This window comes from Streptomyces sp. GB4-14 (assembly GCF_022696125.1).
In the GTDB taxonomy this organism is placed as follows: Bacteria; Actinomycetota; Actinomycetes; order Streptomycetales; family Streptomycetaceae; genus Streptomyces; species Streptomyces werraensis.
Window position 1 is genome coordinate 6,051,729 of sequence record NZ_RZHO01000002.1, and the last position, 16,893, is coordinate 6,068,621.

Below are 16,893 nucleotides of genomic sequence, written 5' to 3' on the forward strand. Positions count from 1 at the left end.
TCGCGCGACCGCGCGCGTCAGGCCACGACCTCCAGCGGGTCGCCGACGCGGAGGGTGCCGGGGGAGACGGGCACCAGGTTCACGCCGAAGAGGAGCCGGCCGCCGGCGGACCGGTGGCGGCCCAGGGTGTGCAGCGGTTCGCGTCCGCGGCGGGCGGTGTCCTGGTCGGTGGTGGTGACCACGCACCGTCCGCTCGGCTTGGGGACCCGGAACGTCATCTCGCCGATGGTGACGCGCTTCCAGCCGTCCTCCGCCCACGCCTCCGTCCCCTCGACCACCACGTTGGGCCGGAAGCGGCTCATCGGCAGCGGGCCCTCATGCGCGTGCTCGCCCTGCGCGACAAGGGAGTTGAGCCGGTCCAGGGAGGCGGTCGCGGTGAGCAGCAGCGGGTATCCGTCGGCGAACGTGACCGTCTCGCCGGGCAGCGCGTACGCGGGGTCGACCGGCCGCCGTACGGCCGGGTCGTCGAGGTGCACGAGCCGCACCGGTGTGTCCAGGAAGTCGCTGCACCACTCGTGCACGGCCGGGTCCTCGGCGGGGACGACCTCCACCTTGTCGCCGAAGACGTCCGCCGGGACGGTCGTGCCGGGCGCCGGCACGGGCACGGTGACCGGGTCGCGGCCGGGCGCGGACAGCACGACGCCGCCGCCGGGCAGCGGCTCGGCGGCGGCGAGGGCGAGGCGTGGGTGGCGGCGCTGCGTGACGACCTTTCCCCCGTCGTCGATCAGCGTCCAGCGCCGGTCACCGGCCGGACCCCAGCGCTCCACGACAACCTCCCGGAGCGGCAGGCTCCGGAAGGCCTTGACCGGATGAACGTGGATCGAGCGCACACGAGCGTTCCCCATGGGCCCATCGTGCCATCACCGGGCGACGGCACCGGGCCCTTTCGGCACGGCTCGGCCCGCTCAGTACCCCCGGTACTGCTGGTTGTTGTAGGGGTCCTGGTACGGCGCGGGCGCCGGCCGCGGGGCGGCCGCGGGACGCATCGCCTCGTACCCGGCGGGCTGCGGCTGGCGCGGCGGCTGCGGCTGGGGGCCGGGGTAGCCGCGCGGCGCGGTGGCCTGCTGCGGGATGTACGCCGTGTGCGCCTGCTGGAGCGGGGCGGGCTGCGGCGCGGCGGGCTGGGGGTAGCCGTAGGACGGCTGGGACGGTGCCGCCGGCAGGGCCGGCAACGCCGAGGGGAGCGCGGGCAGGTGACTGGCCGGCGCCTCGTACGCGGCGGGGACCCGGATCGGGGCGATCTGCGGGGTGCCCCGCTCGGCCACGAGCGAGTCGTAGATCGGGGTGTCCGGGAAGGCAGCGGAGGAGTAGCCGCCGCCATACATGGAGCGGGGGGAGGTCATGGCACATAAGTTAAGCCCACGATGTGCTGGTTGGGGAGACCGATAAGAGGGTTGTTTTCCGCGCCCTGGGTGACTGGCGATCCCCAATGCGAGCGAACTTATGGAAAACGGGCGTACTGTCGCGCGGATTTCGTGTAAAGGCCGAGTTCCAAGGGGGTTACCGGCGGTCTCAGGGGGTGGCCGGCGAGGGGTTAGCGCCCGCGGGCGTGGGCGCCCCTCGCGTGGGGGATTAGGTTGGGCGGACGCACACCGACGGACGCCGGGGCTTCGCCCGGCGCGGCGACCTGTGATGGGGGCGGGACATGTCCATGTCGAAGGGATCGAACACACCGGTGCCGGCCACGGCACTGCGGGTCGACGTGGGCTGGCGCTTCGGCCCCGGCGTGCCCGACGCGGACGCCTCGGCGCTGCTGCTGTCCGGCGGCAAGGTCCGCTCCGACGCCGACTTCGTCTTCTACAACCAGCCCGCCCACGCCTCCGGCGCCGTACGCCACGAGGGCAAGCGGCAGGACGGGGGCCGGGTCACCGACACCCTGCTCGTCGACCTCACGCGCGTCGAGCCCGGCGTCGAGACCGTCATCCTGGCCGCCTCCAGCGACGGCGGCACCTTCGGACAGGTCCCGGACCTCTCCATCGAGGTGAAGGACGCGGCGAACGGCACCGTGGCCGCCCGTTTCGACAGCACCGGCACCACCACCGAGACCGCCTTCGTGCTCGGCGAGTTCTACCGCCGCCAGGGAGCCTGGAAGTTCCGCGCCGTCGGACAGGGCTACAGCAGCGGGCTCGAGGGCCTCGCCACCGACTACGGCATCACCGTGGACGAACCGCAGCACGCCGTACCGCCCGCCGCGCCCGCCGCGCCCGTGGCGCCCGTGGCGGCTCCGGCCCAGGCCGCCCCGCCGGTCGCGCCTCCCGTCACCGTGCCGCAGCCTCCGCCTCCGCCCGTGGCTCCCCCGGCGCCCGTCCGGCTCACCAAGGTGACGCTCACCAAGGCGGCGCCCTCCGTGTCGCTGACCAAGCAGGGCGGCACCTCGGGCTCCCTCCACGTCAACCTCAACTGGGAGGTGCGCAAGCAGTTCTCCGGCTGGGCCGCCAAGCTGGGCCGCCCGGTCGCCATGCACGCCGACCTCGACCTCGACCTGTGCGCCCTGTGGGAGCTCACCGACGGCAGGAAGGGCGTCGTCCAGGCCCTCGGCAACGCCTTCGGCTCGCTGCACCAACCGCCGTTCATCCACCTCGACGGCGACGACCGCACCGGCGCCTCGGCGCGCGGCGAGAACCTCACCGTCAACCTCGACCACAAGCACCAGTTCCGGCGCATCCTCGTCTTCGTCACCGTCTACGAGGGCGCCCGCTCCTTCGCCGACCTGCACGCCACGGTCACCCTCCGCCCGCAGCACGGCGCGCCCATCGACTTCTCACTCGACGAGTGCACCGTCCCCTCCACGGTGTGCGCGCTCGCGCTCATCACCAACAACGGCGGCGACCTGGTCGTCCAGCGCGAGGCCCGCTACCTCGTCCCTGAGCGCGGCGTCAGTCCGCAGCGCACCGTCGACCACGCCTACGGCTGGGGCATGAACTGGACGCCAGGCCGCAAGTGACGTCCGGTCAGGCTTCTTCGGCGGCGGCCTCCGGACGGGCGTAGGTGCGGCCCTTCCAGGCGGCGCCACGCCCACGGCGGTGCTGCACCGCCGAGTCCACCGTCATCAGCAGATAGAGGAACGCGGTCACCGGCAGCAGCGGCGCGAGCCACAGCGGCTGCCGGTAGTACCGCAGCATCGGGACGTACGTCCCCGTCATCACCAGCCACGCCGCCCCACCCGGCAGTGCGCACGGCACGCTCCCCGCCGCCGCGCCCACGGCCACCGCGGCCGGCGGCACCAGGTACACCAGCACCAGACCGGCCACCGTCCCCACCAGCAGCAGCGGGCTGTGCCGCAGCTGCGCGTACGCGCTCCGCGACACCATGCGCCACAGGTCACGCAACCGTGGATAGGGGCGCACGCTGTCCACGCCGTCCGCGAGGCCCAGCCAGACGCGCCCGCCGCTCCGCTTGACCGCGCGGGCCACGGCCACGTCGTCGATCACGGCGTGCCGTACGGCGTCCGGGATCCGCGCCCGCTCGGCGGCGCCGGCGCGCAGCAGCACACAGCCGCCGGCCGCGGCGGCCGTCCGCGAACCCGGCCGGGCGATCCGGCGGAACGGGTAGAGCTGCGCGAAGAAGTACACGAACGCCGGCACCACCAGCCGCTCCCACAGGCTCTCCACCCGCAGCCGCGCCATCTGCGACACGAGGTCGAACCCGCCGGTCCGGGCCGCCGACACCAGTCGCCGCAGACTGTCCGGGGCGTGCGCGATGTCGGCGTCCGTCAGCAGCAGGTACTCCGGGTCCCGGGAGCGGGCCAGCTCCATGCCGTGCCGCACCGCCCACAGCTTGCCGGTCCACCCGGACGGCGGTTCGCCGGGCGTCACCACGGTGAGCGGAAGCCCGCCCCGCCGCCGCGCCAGCTCCCGGGCGAGGTCCCCGGTGCCGTCCGTGCTGCCGTCGTCGACCAGGAGGACCTCCGCGCGGCCCGGATAGTCCTGGGCGAGCAGCGACGGCAGGCTCGCGGGCAGCACGGCCGCCTCGTCCCGCGCGGGCACCACCGCGCACACGTCCGGCCACCCGTCCGGATCGCGCGACGCCGGAAGCCGTACGTCCGTGCGCCAGAACCACCCCTGGAACAGCAGCAGCCACAGCCAGGCGGCGAGGGACACGGCGGCACTCCACACGACGGCGCTCACGTGCGCAGTCTGCCCCACGGCACGGCCCCGCAGCGGCTCATCGTCTATCGTGGCCGGGTGAAGATCGCGCTCATGGACTCCGGAATCGGACTGCTGGCGGCCACCGCCGCGGTACGGCGACTGCGCCCCGACGCCGATCTGGTGCTCTCCCTCGACCCCGACGGCATGCCCTGGGGACCGAGGACGCCCGCCGACCTCACCCGGCGGGCCCTGGCCGTCGCCGAGGCGGCCGCCGTGCACCGGCCCGACGCCCTGATCGTCGGCTGCAACACCGCCACCGTGCACGCCCTCACCGCCCTGCGCGCCCGCCACGAGCCCGACCTGCCGGTCGTCGGCACCGTCCCCGCCATCAAGCCGGCCGCGGCCGGCGGCGGCCCGCTCGCCATCTGGGCGACCCCCGCCACCACGGGCAGCCCCTACCAGAGCGACCTGATCAAGCGGTTCGCCGCGGGCGTCACCGTCGCCGAGGTGCCCTGCTGGGGCCTTGCCGAAGCCGTTGAGCGCGCGGACGACACGGCGATCGACGAAGCCGTCGCGGCGGCCGCCGCGCTCACCCCGGACGACGTGACCACGGTCGTCCTCGGCTGCACCCACTACGAGCTGGTCGCCGACCGCATCCGGGCCGCCGTGCCGAGCCCCGGACCGCAGCCGCTCGCCCTGCACGGTTCCGCCGGCGCGGTGGCCGCGCAGGCCCTGCGGCGGCTCGGCGAGCAGCCCGCCCCCGACGCCCCCGCGACCGGCACGCTGACCGTGCTGCTCAGCGGCCGTCCGGGCACGCTGCCCGAGGCCGCCCTCACCTATCCGGAGGGCGGACTGCTCCAGGCGGCCGTCCCCGCCCGGACGGCTCAGTAACGCCCCGCGACGCGGTACCGACGGAGCGGATCCTGAGTAACCTCGAGGCATGAGGGACCACCGCTCAGGTGAGCACGGCCCGTACTCCGAGGTCTGGACCGGTCGCGCCACCGCCCGCTTCCAGTGGCTGCTGGCGCTGATCGGCGCTGCCTGCATGGCGCTCGGCATCGCCCTGGCCGTCGACTCCGCGTGGACGTCAGGGGGCGCGCCGCTCGCCATGGCCGTCGTCGGCTGCATCGCGGCCGGACTCCTGGTGCTGTTCGGCACCCTCGCCTTCGTGCACGTCGCGCTGCGGGTCGACGAGGACCACCTCGAGGTGCGCTGCGGTCACATCGGCGTGCCGCGCCGACGCATCCCGCTGTCCCACGTCGCCGGCGCCGACTTCGCCCCGCACGTCACGCCCCGCCACTGGGGCGGCTGGGGCTACCGCTGGCGCCCCGAGATGGGCACGGCGGTCGTCGTCCGCCGCGGCGAGGGCGTGGTCCTCCGTCTCGCCGACGGCCACACCTTCACCGTGACGGTGGACGACGCGGAAGCGGCGGTCCGCGTCATCCGCGACCGGCTACGGCTGAGGAGGCCGGACAAGGTCTGAGCCGCCGCGCTTCCGGCGCGCACGGCTGGGCGGCCCTGGGGCCGAGACGCGGCGCCGATCGCCGTCCGCGTGTCCCGGGCACCGTGCAGGGCGGGACGGCGTGCGCCCCGCGGAGGTGTGCCTGCCGCAGGGACCGGCCGCCGGGCGCGGTCGAGGCCGGGTACGGGACGGCCGCCCGTCAGATGTGGCGCACGTTCACGTGACGGCGGCACGGTGGCCGCTGGCCGCGGGCGGGGCGGCCGTCAGGGACGTGTGCCCGGCCCCCGTCTCCGGGGCAACGGCCGTGGGAGACGTCGCCGCCGACCACCGTGCTGCTCGTGAGGGAGTCACGAGCAGGTCCTCACCGAACGGTCCCTCCCCGCACCTCTCCCGCGCGGCGGGCCGTGTCCAGGGCGAAGGGGCGGGACGTGGCGAGGCCCGCGAGGTAACCCGTGCCGACCGCGACCGCCGTGAAGCTGAGCGCGTTGCCCACCGTCGCGACGGCCGACAGCGCGGTCAGCGCGGCGGCCGCCGTCAGCACCACCGGCGTCGGACGCGGGCTGCGCCAGAGGGCGTACAGCAGCCAGCCGAACCCCGCCGCGAGCAGCAGCACCCCGACGACGCCCTGTTCCGCCGCGAGCTGGAGCGGAGCGGAGTGCGGCTTGCCGTCGTTCAGCGGCGAACCGAGGGACGCCGTGCTCAGCTCGCCGAAGCGTCCCGGTCCGACGCCCAGGCCCGCGTGCGTACGGGCCAGGTCGAGCGCGTCATGCCACAACGCCACCCGGTGAGGTGTGAGCCGCCCTTCGAGCGACGCGACGAAGCCTTCCGGCACCGCGCTCGCGGCGACGGCCCAGGTCAGCCCGGCCACCCCGGCGGCGATCAGCCCGAGCCCTGCGAGGGCGGCGCCACGGCGTCGTACCCGGCCGGTGGCCAGCGAGCCCGCCAGCACCACCGTCGCGGCCACGCATCCCGTCACCGAGCCGAGCACCGCAGCCGTCACCGCGATACCCGCCGCGAGCAGCCGCATCGCCGACCGGACCGCGGACCCGGACGCTCCCCAGGCCGCGCAGCAGGCGGCCCCCGCCGACAGGATCACCATGGCGGTCGTCGCCCCGGCGTGCCCGAGCGGAGCGGTGATCTGCGGCCCCGGCGCCAGATGCGGGACCCATGCCGTGAGCGCGATCCCGGCCAGCGCGCCCGCGCAGGGCGCGGCCACCGGCAGCAGCGCCCCGCCGACGCGGCCCGCCGCGTACCCCGCGGCCACGGCCAGCACCGCGAGCAGCATCCCCTCCGGACGACCGTCACGGGCCGCAGCGGTGATCAGGGGCCAGGCCGCGCACGCGCCCAGCACCACCACACCCGCCGCGTCCGGCCCCGTCCGTCTTCCGCCCTCCGCGTCCGCACCGGCCGACGCCCTGTCCGTCGTACCTGAACCCACCCCGCACCCCGCCCACGTCGTGCCCCGTCCCCTGTGACGGTCCCCGCCCGCGGACCCCCCGTCGGGCCGCGCGGACAAGGCACCGGCACACGGTAACGGCTGGTGGCCCGTTCGGGGACGCCTGGTGACGACTCCCGGGAAAACGGTGACGGGCACCGGGACCGCGCACCGTCCCGCCCACCGGCGCCGTTCGACCGTGCTGTCCGGTCCCAGGTCACGCGCCGTAGACTCCCCGGGTGACCGTCACCGCAACCTCCGTCGGCGCGTCGGACCCCATGCCGCCGCGGACCACGCCCTCGGCCTGGCGGAAGTGGCGCGCGCGCCTCCTGCCGGCCGGCGCCGCCGCGCTCGCGGGCCTCCTCCTCTACGTCAGCTTCCCGCCGCGCACCCTGTGGTGGCTGGCCGTTCCCGCCTTCGCCCTCCTCGGCTGGGTGCTGCGCGGCCGGAGCTGGAAGGCGGGCCTGGGACTCGGCTATCTCTTCGGCCTAGGCTTCCTGCTGCCGCTGCTGGTGTGGACCGGCGTGGAGGTCGGCCCCGGCCCGTGGCTCGCGCTGGTGGTGATCGAGGCGGTGTACGTCGCGCTGGTCGGCGCGGGGATCACCGTGGTGTCCCGGCTGCCCGGATGGCCGGTGTGGGCGGCGGCGCTGTGGATCGCCGGCGAGGCGGCACGCGCGCGCGTGCCGTTCAGCGGCTTCCCCTGGGGCAAGATCGCCTTCGGTCAGGCGGACGGGGTGTTCCTGCCGCTCGCCGCGCTCGGCGGCACCCCGGTGCTCGGCTTCGCCGTGGTGCTGTGCGGCTTCGGCCTGTACGAGGTGGTGCGGCCGGCCGTGAAGGCGCGGCGCACCGGCACCCTGCACAAGGCCGCCGTGGTCGTCGGCGTGCTGAGTGTCGCCGTGCCGGTGGCCGGGGCCTTCGCCGCGCGCAGCCTGGTCGGCGACAAGGCCGAGAGCGGCACGGTCACCGTCGCGGTGATCCAGGGCAACGTGCCCCGACTCGGCCTCGACTTCAACTCCCAGCGGCGGGCCGTCCTCGACTACCACGCGCGCGAGACGGAGCGGCTGGCCGCCGAGGTCGCGGCGGGCCGCGTCGAGCGGCCGGACATCGTGCTGTGGCCGGAGAACTCCTCCGACATCGACCCCTTCGCCAACGACGACGCCCGCGAGGTCGTCGACCGCGCCGCGAAGGCCGTCGGCGCGCCGATCTCGGTCGGCGCGGTGGTCTCCCGGGACGGGAAGCTGCTCAACGAGCAGATCCTCTGGGACCCGGTGAAGGGCCCCGTCGACATCTACGACAAGCGGCAGATCCAGCCGTTCGGCGAGTACCTCCCGCTGCGCTCCCTGGTCGGCGCGATCAACGAGGAGTGGACCTCCATGGTCCGCCAGGACTTCAGCCGCGGCTCCGAGCCGGGCGTGTTCGACCGGGACGGCGCCGCCGTCGGCCTGGTCACCTGCTACGAGGCCGCCTTCGACTGGGCCGTGCGCGACACCGTCACCGACGGCGCGAAGATGATCTCCGTGCCGAGCAACAACGCCACCTTCGGGCGCAGCGAGATGACCTACCAGCAGCTCGCCATGTCCCGGGTCCGCGCCGTCGAGCACAGCCGCGCGGTCACCGTGCCGGTCACCAGCGGCGTCAGCGCCGTCATCATGCCGGACGGGCAGATCACGCAGAGGACCGGCATGTTCGTCGCCGACCACCTGGTGCAGGAGGTGCCACTGCGCACCTCGCAGACCCCCGCCACCCGCCTCGGCACCCTCCCCGAGGGCCTCCTCGTCCTCCTCGCCGCGGGCGGCCTCGGCTGGGGCGTGGCCGCCGCGGCACGCGCCCGGCGGACCGGCGAGCAGTAGGGGAACGCCTTCCGACGTGCCCGGAGGCGCCCTCGCGCGCCGGTTAGGGTCGGGGCATGGCTACTCCTGACTTCATCCGCACCCTGCGCGCCTCGGCGGGCCATCAGCTGCTGTGGCTGCCCGGCGTCACGGCCCTCGTCTTCGACGACGAGGGCCGTGTGCTGCTCAACCGCCGGGCGGACACCCGCACGTGGTCGGTGATCGGCGGTATCCCCGACCCGGGGGAGCAGCCCGCGGCCTGCGCGGTGCGGGAGGTCGAGGAGGAGACCGCCGTGCGCTGCGTCGTGGAACGGGTGGTGCTGGTCCAGTCCCTCCAGCCGGTGACGTACGGCAACGGCGACGTCTGCCAGTACATGGACATCACCTTCCGCTGCCGTGCCGTCGGCGGCGAGGCGCGGGTGAACGACGACGAGTCGCTGGACGTCGCCTGGTTCGCGGTGGACGCGCTGCCCGAGCTGAACGACTTCGCGAGCTTCCGCATCAAGCAGGCCCTCACCGACGCACCCACCTGGTTCGAGCCCGCACCCACATGGCTCGACCCCACTAGAAGCGGCTGAACTGTGGGGCGCGGCCACATGGGTCGACCGGGGCGTGCTGCCTAGGGTCAACCCCATGACCGCGCCCAGTGCCCTCCCGGCTCCCCACGACACCCCCCTCGACCTCGGCGGCCGCACCGCGCTCGTCACCGGCGCCGCCGGAGGCATCGGCCGCGCCTGCGTGCTGCGCCTCGCGGCCGCCGGCGCCAAGGTCAGAGCCGTCGACCGGGACGCCGAAGGGCTGGAGGCGCTCGCCGCGGCAGCCGCCGACCTGGGCGGCTCCGTCGAACCGCACGTCCTGGACCTCACCGACCTGGACGCCGCCGAGGACGCAGCCGCCGGGACGGACGTCCTGGTCAACAACGCGGGACTCCAGCTGGTGCGGCCCATCGAGGAGTTCCCGCCGGACGTCTTCCACACGGTGCTCACCGTGATGCTGGAGGCCCCCTTCCGCCTCATCCGGGGCGCCCTGCCGCACATGTACGGGCAGGGCTGGGGCCGCGTCGTCAACATCTCCTCCGTGCACGGCCTGCGCGCCTCGGCCTACAAGTCCGCGTACGTGGCCGCCAAGCACGGCCTGGAAGGGCTGTCCAAGACCACCGCCCTGGAGGGCGCGTCCCACGGCGTCACCTCCAACTGTGTGAACCCCGGCTATGTGCGTACCGCACTGGTCGAGAAGCAGATCGCCGACCAGGCCCGCGCCCACGGCATCCCCGAGGAACGCGTCGTGGCCGAGGTGCTGCTCCAGGACAGCGCGCTCAAGCGTCTGATCGAACCGGAGGAGGTCGCCCAGGCGGTGGCCTACCTGTGCGGCCCGCAGGCGTCCTTCGTCACCGGCACCTCGCTGATCCTGGACGGCGGCTGGACCGCCCACTAGACCTGACACCGACCGCGGCCGGCCGTCGGCCGGCGGAGTTTTCCACAGGGCTGACGGGGCGGCCGCCGGATGAGGAATCCTGAGACCCATGCCCCGCGATCACCTGCAGTCCGCCGAACGGTCCGCCTTCGCCGCCGCTGCGGGCCGGACCCGCCCCGACGCCGGCCGGCCCGTCGCCGACGGCGCGGAGGCGCCGTTCCTGGAGCTGCTCGCCCGCGGCGCCCCCGCCGAGGCGTACGAGCAGCCGGTGCTGCTCGCCCGCGCCGAGGGCCACCCCGCCGAGCGGGTCGCGGCCCTGGAGCGGGCCAAGCTGCTCGCCCTGCGCGTGCGGTCCGAGATCGAGGGTCGCCGCCGCCGGGAGGCCGAGCTGTCCGCCCTGTTCGAGACCGCCCACGACCTCGCCGGGCTGCGGGACCTGGACGCCGTGCTGCGCGCGATCGTGCAGCGCGCCCGCTCCCTGCTCGGCACCGACGTCGCCTACCTCAGCCTCAACGACCCGGAACGGGGCGACACCTACATGCGGGTCACCGAGGGCTCGGTGGCGGCCCGCTTCCAGCAGCTGCGCCTTGGCATGGGGGAAGGGCTCGGCGGCCTCGTCGCCCAGACCGCCCGGCCGTACGTCACGGACGACTACTTCCGCGACGACCGCTTCCAGCACACCCACTCCATCGACAGCGGGGTGCGGGACGAGGGACTCGTCGCGATCCTCGGGGTGCCCCTGACGCTCGGGGACCACGTCATCGGGGTGCTGTTCGCCGCCGACCGCCGCTCCCGGGTGTTCGAGCGGGAGCAGATCGCCCTGCTCGGCTCCTTCGCGGCGCTCGCCGCAGCCGCCATCGACACGGCCAACCTGCTCGCCGAGACCCGCGAGGCCCTCAGCGGTCTCGAGCGGGCCAACGAGATCATCCAGGACCGCAGTGCCGTCATCGAGCGCGCCTCCGACGTCCACGACCGGCTCGCGGAGCTGGTCCTGCGCGGCGGTGGGGTGCACGACGTGGCGGCCGCCGTCTCCGAGGTGCTGGACGGCACCGTCGAGTTCACCGAGGCCCCGGCCGCGCCGGCCCGCGCCCTGGAGTCCTCCCGCGCCGAGGGCCACGCCGTGCGGCACGGTGAGGACTGGATCGCCGCCGTCGCCGCCGGGGACGAACTGCTCGGCGCGCTCGTGCTGCGCGGCCACCCGGGCCTCGACCCCGTCGACCAGCGCACCCTGGAGCGCGCCGCCATGGTCACCTCGCTGCTGCTGCTCGCCCGCCGCTCCGCCGCCGAGGCCGAGCAGCGCGTCCGAGGTGAGCTGCTCGACGACCTGCTCGACGCCCGCGACCGTGACCCCCGCCTGCTGAGGGATCGCGCCACCCGGCTGCACGCCGACCTCGACGCCACGCACGCGCTGCTCGCCGCCCGGCTGGAGGGCGGCGCCGCCGACGCCGACCAGGAGGCCGACGCCCGCAGACGCCTGTGGGCCGCCGCCTCCCACCTCGCCGCGACCCGGCACGGCCTCGCCGCCGCCCGCGACGGCGGCACGGTCCTGCTGCTGCCGCTCGCCCCCGGCGACACCGCCACCGGTCTGGCCCGTCGAACCGCCCGCGAGCTGGGCACCGCCGTCCACGAACCGGTCACGGTCGGTGCGTCCGCCCCGGTCGGCCGGCTCCTCGCCCGCCCGGACACGGTCGCCTCGGCGTACGCGGAGGCCCGGCGTTGCCTCGACACCCTGCGGCTGCTCGGCCGCGCGGGCGACGGCTCCGCCGCCGAGGACTTCGGCTTCCTCGGGCTGCTGCTCGCGGGGGAGCGGGACATCGCCGGTTTCGTCGACCGCACCATCGGCCGGGTCGTGGCGTACGACGAACGGCGCGGCACGGAGCTGCTGCGCACGCTGGACGCCTATTTCGCGTGCGGGATGAGCCCGGCCCGCACGAAGGACGACCTCCACGTCCACGTCAACACGGTCGCGCAGCGCCTCGACCGTGTCGGCCGGCTCCTCGGCGACGACTGGCAGAGCCCCGAGCGCGCCCTGGAGATACAGCTGGCCCTGCGCCTGCACCGTCTGTCCGGGGTCACGCAGCCGCCGCCCGCACGGCACTGACCCCCGCGCCGCCGGGGGCGGACACGGGGGTCGGGGCTGTCCGGGCGGGACTCAGAGGGCGCGCGCGTCCTCCGTCCTCCCGGTCGTGACGGGGGTGCCCGTCCCGTCCTCCGTCCCGGGGGACACGTCGGCGAGATCCCGGTGCCGGGTCTCCTTGGCCGCCAGGATCGCGACGACCGTGAGAAGGCTCGCGGCGATGACGTAGAGGGCGATCGGCGTGGAGGTGCCGTAGTCCGACAGCAGCGCGGTGGCGATGAGCGGGGCGGGAGCGCCGGCGGCGACCGAGGCGAACTGGGCGCCGATGGAGGCGCCGGAGTAGCGCATACGGGTCGCGAACATCTCGGAGAAGAAGGCGGCCTGCGGCGCGTACATCGCCCCGTGCATGACGAGACCCACGGTCACCGCGAGCAGCAGGGCGCCGAAGCCGCCGGTGTCGATGAGCGCGAAGAAGGGGAACATCCACAGGCCCACGCCGACCGCGCCGATGAGGTACACGGGGCGCCGGCCCCACCGGTCGGAGAGGGCGCCCCACGCGGGGATCACCGCGAAGTGCAGCGCGGAGGCGATGAGCACGGCGTTGAGGGCGGTCTGCCTGGACACCCCGGCCGAGGTGGTGGCGTACACCAGGATGAACGCGGTGATCACGTAGTAGCTGATGTTCTCCGCCATCCGCGCGCCCATCGCCACCAGCACGTCACGCCAGTGGTGCTTGAGCACGGCGACCAGCGGCATGCGCTCGGCGGGGGCGTCCGCCTTGCGCGCCTCGGCACGCTTCAGCGCCTCCTTGAACACCGGCGACTCGTCGACGGAGAGCCGGATCCACAGACCGACGATCACCAGCACACCGGACAGCAGGAAGGGGACCCGCCAGCCCCAGGAGCCGAACGCCGACTCCGACAGCACGGCGGTCAGCAGCGCCAGCACACCGGTCGCCAGCAGCTGTCCGGCCGGTGCGCCGGTCTGCGGCCACGACGCCCAGAACCCGCGCCGGCGCGCGTCACCGTGCTCCGACACCAGCAGCACGGCGCCGCCCCACTCACCGCCGAGCGCGAAGCCCTGCACCAGCCGCAGCACGGTCAGCAGGATCGGCGCCATGCTGCCGATGGTGGCGTGCGTGGGCATCAGTCCGATGGCGAAGGTCGCCCCGCCCATCATCAGCAGGCTGAGCACCAGCAGCTTCTTGCGCCCGAGCCGGTCGCCGTAGTGCCCGAACACCAGCGCGCCGATGGGCCGCGCGGCGAACCCGACGGCGTACGTCAGGAAGGACAGGAGCGTGCCGACCAGTGGATCGGAGTCCGGGAAGAACAGTTCGTTGAAGACGAGCGCGGCGGCCGACCCGTAGAGGAAGAAGTCGTACCACTCGATGGTGGTGCCGATGAGGGACGCGGCGACGATGCGCTTGAGGTTGTTCGGTGCTGGTGGAGCGGCAGAGGGCGACGACATCGGCACCACTTCCTGGCTTGCGGGGACGTTTGCGTGTCGCCACACCGTAGGAATCGCCAGGTCAGGCGCACATATGGCGGGACACCATAGTTCGGCTGCCGAGTATCCCCGCGGGCACCATGCTGCGGTGGGCGTTTCGCGCTGTTCGTCCCAGGGAACCCGGCGGGGCGCCGATGCGACGGGAGGAACGCACATGACGGGGCAGCAGGACCAGAACGCCGACCGCCACGGCCGGGCCCGTGACGACGAGGAGCCCGGCGCCCACTCAGGCGGGGAGAAGCAAGCGCAGGAGCGGACGGTCCCGGGCACCGCGAGCGCCAAGGAGGGCTACCAGACCGGCCGCGGCACGACGGCGGGCAAACCCCTGGAGGGCGTCGAGGCCCCTGCGGACGATGAGGACGGGACGGGCGGGGACGACCGCACGCCATGACCGTCGGCGGGGCAGCGAGGAGCGCGCCCCGCCGAGGACGTCCTCACCCCACACGCGTCCACACGAACAGCGCCTCTCCGTCCTCGGGCGGCCGCGTCCAGGAGCGGCTGACGACAGTGGGGAGGCGGCCGTTCAGGAGGGCGTGGCGGGGGAGGCGGACGCCGAAGTGCTCCGCCACGGCGCGCAGGAGCGGGCGTTCCGCCTCGGCGACGGCCGCGGGGCCGGCGAGGAAGCGGTCCGGGTCCAGAGCCGGCGGGACGTCACCGGTACGCCGGAGTTCGCCCTCCGCGTAGGTGAACGCGTACTCCTCGACGCCGTCGCGCGCCACGGAGAGGTGGAAGAACGGCTCGTCGCGCCGGCCCGACAGGTCGGCCCACACCACCACCGCGCGGGTGGCCGCGGCGGCGGCTGCGGCAGGGGAGACGAAACGCTCCGGGGTGAACGGGTCCGGGTCCCCGTCGAAGGCGAAGCTCCAGCCGGCGCCGGCCCGGCCGACCGCCATGACGGGCTGGTCCGAGGAGCTGGAGGACCACACCCCTCCCGTGCCGCGCAACTGCTGATGCCGTGCCTCCGAGATGGTCACGGGCGTGCCGAGCCCCGCATCCTGCGCGTCCCCGTCGCCCAGACGCCCGGGCAGGTCCTCCGGCGCCACCCCTTCCACCAGGACGAAGCGGTAGCCCCTGCGTCCGGTGCCACGGTCCGGGTCCGCGAGCCAGTCCAGGCCGGGCGGGTCCAGGTCGGGAGCCCGGGACGGCGCCTTGCCGGACTCTCCGCCTCTGGGCGTGGACAGCAGCTCGCGGCTCCGCTCCGGAGTGAGCAAGGGGCCGAGGAGCGGGTCGGCCAGCCAGCCGAGGGGGGCTATGTGATCCGGGCCCAGGGGCTGCCACAGGGGCAGGGCGTCGATCAGGGCGCGCCATGCCTGGTCGGTGTCGCCCCGGCGGGCCAGTTCGCGTGCCCGGTCGGCCGCTTCGCCGAAGGGGCCGGGGGCCGTGTACCGGTACGTGCCGGCGCGGACCTGGTCCAGCGTCGCCCTGGCCCGGGACATCAGGGCCTCGTCGGAACCCCGCAGGTGGTAGGTCAGGACGCTGTCGTCGTGGGAGCGACCCGCGTGGGCGGCGACGAGGGGCGGCAGGAGTTCGGAGGCGTACCTCGGGTCGGTCACCAGCCCCGGGAAATACACCATGTACGTGAGACCGAGCATGCGGCGGATCTGGTCGCCCAGGCCGGCGGCCCGCGGTCTGCCGTACCCCTTGGCCTCGTCCAGCTTCTTCAGCGCCGTTTCCCAGTCGCCGCGCAGGGCGTCCCGACGGGCCTCCTCCACCCGGGCGTCCAGCTCCCGCGTCGTGGCGTTGACGAACTCCGGTCCACCGTCGGTGCGGTGGGCGCGAAGGCTGTGGAACTCGCGGAACATCGCCTCCATGAACGCCCGGAAGTCGCGGTGCCGCTCCGGTGCGTCGGCGCGCCAGCTCGCCCACGTCCAGACGGCCCATTCGCCGTCCTCGTCCACGTCCTCCGGGTCCAGCAGGACGTACGTGGCGTCGGACTCCACGTCGAGCTGGAGGCCGCGCCGCCAGACACCCGCCTCCCGCCGTTCCTCCGGTTCGGCGTCCTCCTCCAGGTACTCCTCGTACAGGTCAGCCAGTCCGGACGCGTTGTCGTGCCAGCGCGCGTCCGCCGTCCCGGCCAGCAGCCACACGAAGCCGCCCGCGTGCCGCCAGCCGTCGGTGACCCTGAGGAACGAGCGGTACGACGGCGGCATGCGGCGGCCCAGACGCTTTTCCATCGCCGCGATCCGCTCCTCGGACGCGGGCGGGAAGCCCAGCCACCGTGACCGCCGTGCCGCCTCGTCGTCCGCGTCCCGCGCCTCGTCGTCGGGGAGGGCGTCCGCCCACTCGCCGCTCCAGCGCAGCAGGAAGGTCCGCCAGTCGAAGTCCGTGGTCCCCGTGGCCGTGTTCTCCGTCACCATGCGCCGATGCTGTCACCCGCCACTGACATCCACCGACGCCACTGACTGCCCGACAGGCATGGACCTCTCCCCACGGGGCAACCGGAAGCCTGGCGCCCCACCGGGGGCCCACTCACGAGGGGAGACGAAGCGATCATGATCATGCCGGCGGAGAAGGAGCTTCGGGCGGTGCTGGCACGGTTCGCGCAGGCGCGGATCGAGCACGACGTGCTGCCCACCGGCCGCACCAGCCGTGCACTCGAGGACGCCACCTACACGCTGTGCGTGATCACCGGCTCCCGCACCGCCGAGCAGGCCCTGCGCGCGGCCGACGCCCTGCTCGACCAGTACACGGCCGGCCGCGACGGCCTCCGCCGGGAGGACGAGACGCTCGCCGCATGAGCACCCCTCGGCGCAGCAGTGGCAGTTCGTGCAGGTTCGTCCTCGCCGGTTCCAGCAGCTCGTCTCCCCCGCCCGACAGCTCCGTGCGCGTGGCGAACAGCGAGTAGCCCCTCACCGGGTCGTAGGTGAGGTGCGGCGGCAGGGACAGGCGGCGCGGGCGACGGCCGTGAAGCCGGGATCGTCCGGGTGCGCCCGCGGCCGCCGGTACTGCCTGGCCGGCCTGTCGACGAGGACGGCTGGGAGCCCTGGACAGAGGTGCAGGTGTAGACCGGCATGGGTCGTCCGGGGGAGCTTCACAGCTCCGGAACGGGGAAGCGGCGGGACGAGCCGGGCGGGCCGGGGTGT

At 74.5% G+C, this 16,893-nt stretch carries 15 protein-coding genes; 9 read left to right on the forward strand and 6 right to left on the reverse strand.

The features are described 5' to 3' along the window. Nucleotides 1-17 precede the first annotated feature (17 nt). Complete coding sequence (locus ELQ39_RS29175) at nt 18-845, reverse strand: MOSC domain-containing protein (RefSeq protein ID WP_242594852.1); 828 nt, start codon at nt 843-845, stop codon at nt 18-20. 60 nt (nt 846-905) lie between these two features. Beyond that, entirely contained in the window at nt 906-1,343 is a 438-nt protein-coding gene (locus ELQ39_RS29180) for a DUF6643 family protein (RefSeq protein WP_189905799.1), read from the reverse strand. Nucleotides 1,344-1,651: 308 nt separating this feature from the next. Here ELQ39_RS29180 and ELQ39_RS29185 point away from each other — a divergent pair, with 308 nt between their 5' ends. Then, a complete protein-coding gene (locus tag ELQ39_RS29185; RefSeq protein ID WP_242594855.1) occupies nt 1,652-2,944 on the forward strand; it encodes a TerD family protein in 1,293 nt (430 codons plus the stop codon). Nucleotides 2,945-2,951: 7 nt separating this feature from the next. On the opposite strand, the gene ELQ39_RS29190 is transcribed toward ELQ39_RS29185, so the two are convergent. Next, nucleotides 2,952-4,145, reverse strand: a complete 1,194-nt coding sequence (locus ELQ39_RS29190) for a glycosyltransferase (RefSeq protein ID WP_242594857.1) — start codon at nt 4,143-4,145, stop codon at nt 2,952-2,954. Between the two features lie 39 nt (nt 4,146-4,184). Between ELQ39_RS29190 and ELQ39_RS29195 the strand changes: the two genes are divergently transcribed. After that, complete coding sequence (locus tag ELQ39_RS29195) at nt 4,185-4,979, forward strand: glutamate racemase (RefSeq protein WP_242595673.1); 795 nt, start codon at nt 4,185-4,187, stop codon at nt 4,977-4,979. Between the two features lie 49 nt (nt 4,980-5,028). Further along, entirely contained in the window at nt 5,029-5,571 is a 543-nt protein-coding gene (locus ELQ39_RS29200) for a hypothetical protein (protein ID WP_190003805.1), read from the forward strand. 340 nt (nt 5,572-5,911) lie between these two features. Here the strand turns inward: ELQ39_RS29200 and ELQ39_RS29205 are convergent, their stop codons facing one another. After that, the gene (locus ELQ39_RS29205) at nt 5,912-6,907 is read right to left on the reverse strand and encodes an O-antigen ligase family protein (RefSeq protein WP_242595674.1); all 996 of its coding nucleotides are present in this window, start codon (nt 6,905-6,907) and stop codon (nt 5,912-5,914) included. 317 nt (nt 6,908-7,224) lie between these two features. Between ELQ39_RS29205 and lnt the strand changes: the two genes are divergently transcribed. The 4 genes from lnt (at nt 7,225) to ELQ39_RS29225 (ending at nt 12,328) form a co-directional block, all read left to right on the forward strand. Further along, nucleotides 7,225-8,835, forward strand: coding sequence for an apolipoprotein N-acyltransferase (gene lnt, locus ELQ39_RS29210; RefSeq protein WP_242594859.1), 1,611 nt, complete (start codon nt 7,225-7,227; stop codon nt 8,833-8,835). A gap of 56 nt (nt 8,836-8,891) precedes the next feature. Beyond that, a complete protein-coding gene (locus ELQ39_RS29215) occupies nt 8,892-9,392 on the forward strand; it encodes an NUDIX hydrolase (RefSeq protein ID WP_242594861.1) in 501 nt (166 codons plus the stop codon). Between the two features lie 55 nt (nt 9,393-9,447). After that, nucleotides 9,448-10,248: a 3-hydroxybutyrate dehydrogenase gene (locus ELQ39_RS29220; RefSeq protein ID WP_242594863.1), complete on the forward strand. Its 801-nt coding sequence runs from the start codon at nt 9,448-9,450 to the stop codon at nt 10,246-10,248. Nucleotides 10,249-10,336: 88 nt separating this feature from the next. Beyond that, complete coding sequence (locus ELQ39_RS29225) at nt 10,337-12,328, forward strand: helix-turn-helix domain-containing protein (RefSeq protein ID WP_242594865.1); 1,992 nt, start codon at nt 10,337-10,339, stop codon at nt 12,326-12,328. A gap of 51 nt (nt 12,329-12,379) precedes the next feature. Here ELQ39_RS29225 and ELQ39_RS29230 read toward each other — a convergent pair whose 3' ends face one another. Continuing rightward, on the reverse strand, nt 12,380-13,771 hold the full coding sequence (locus ELQ39_RS29230; RefSeq protein WP_190003810.1) for an MFS transporter: 1,392 nt from the start codon (nt 13,769-13,771) through the stop codon (nt 12,380-12,382). 193 nt (nt 13,772-13,964) lie between these two features. On the opposite strand from ELQ39_RS29230, the gene ELQ39_RS29235 reads away from it, so the two are divergent. After that, the gene (locus ELQ39_RS29235) at nt 13,965-14,201 is read left to right on the forward strand and encodes a hypothetical protein (RefSeq protein WP_242594867.1); all 237 of its coding nucleotides are present in this window, start codon (nt 13,965-13,967) and stop codon (nt 14,199-14,201) included. Nucleotides 14,202-14,244: 43 nt separating this feature from the next. Here the strand turns inward: ELQ39_RS29235 and ELQ39_RS29240 are convergent, their stop codons facing one another. After that, on the reverse strand, nt 14,245-16,167 hold the full coding sequence (locus tag ELQ39_RS29240; RefSeq protein WP_242594869.1) for an SMI1/KNR4 family protein: 1,923 nt from the start codon (nt 16,165-16,167) through the stop codon (nt 14,245-14,247). A 135-nt stretch (nt 16,168-16,302) separates the two neighbouring features. Between ELQ39_RS29240 and ELQ39_RS29245 the strand changes: the two genes are divergently transcribed. Then, nucleotides 16,303-16,548, forward strand: a complete 246-nt coding sequence (locus ELQ39_RS29245; protein ID WP_190003813.1) for a DUF5133 domain-containing protein — start codon at nt 16,303-16,305, stop codon at nt 16,546-16,548. The last annotated feature ends 345 nt before the right edge of the window (nt 16,549-16,893 follow it).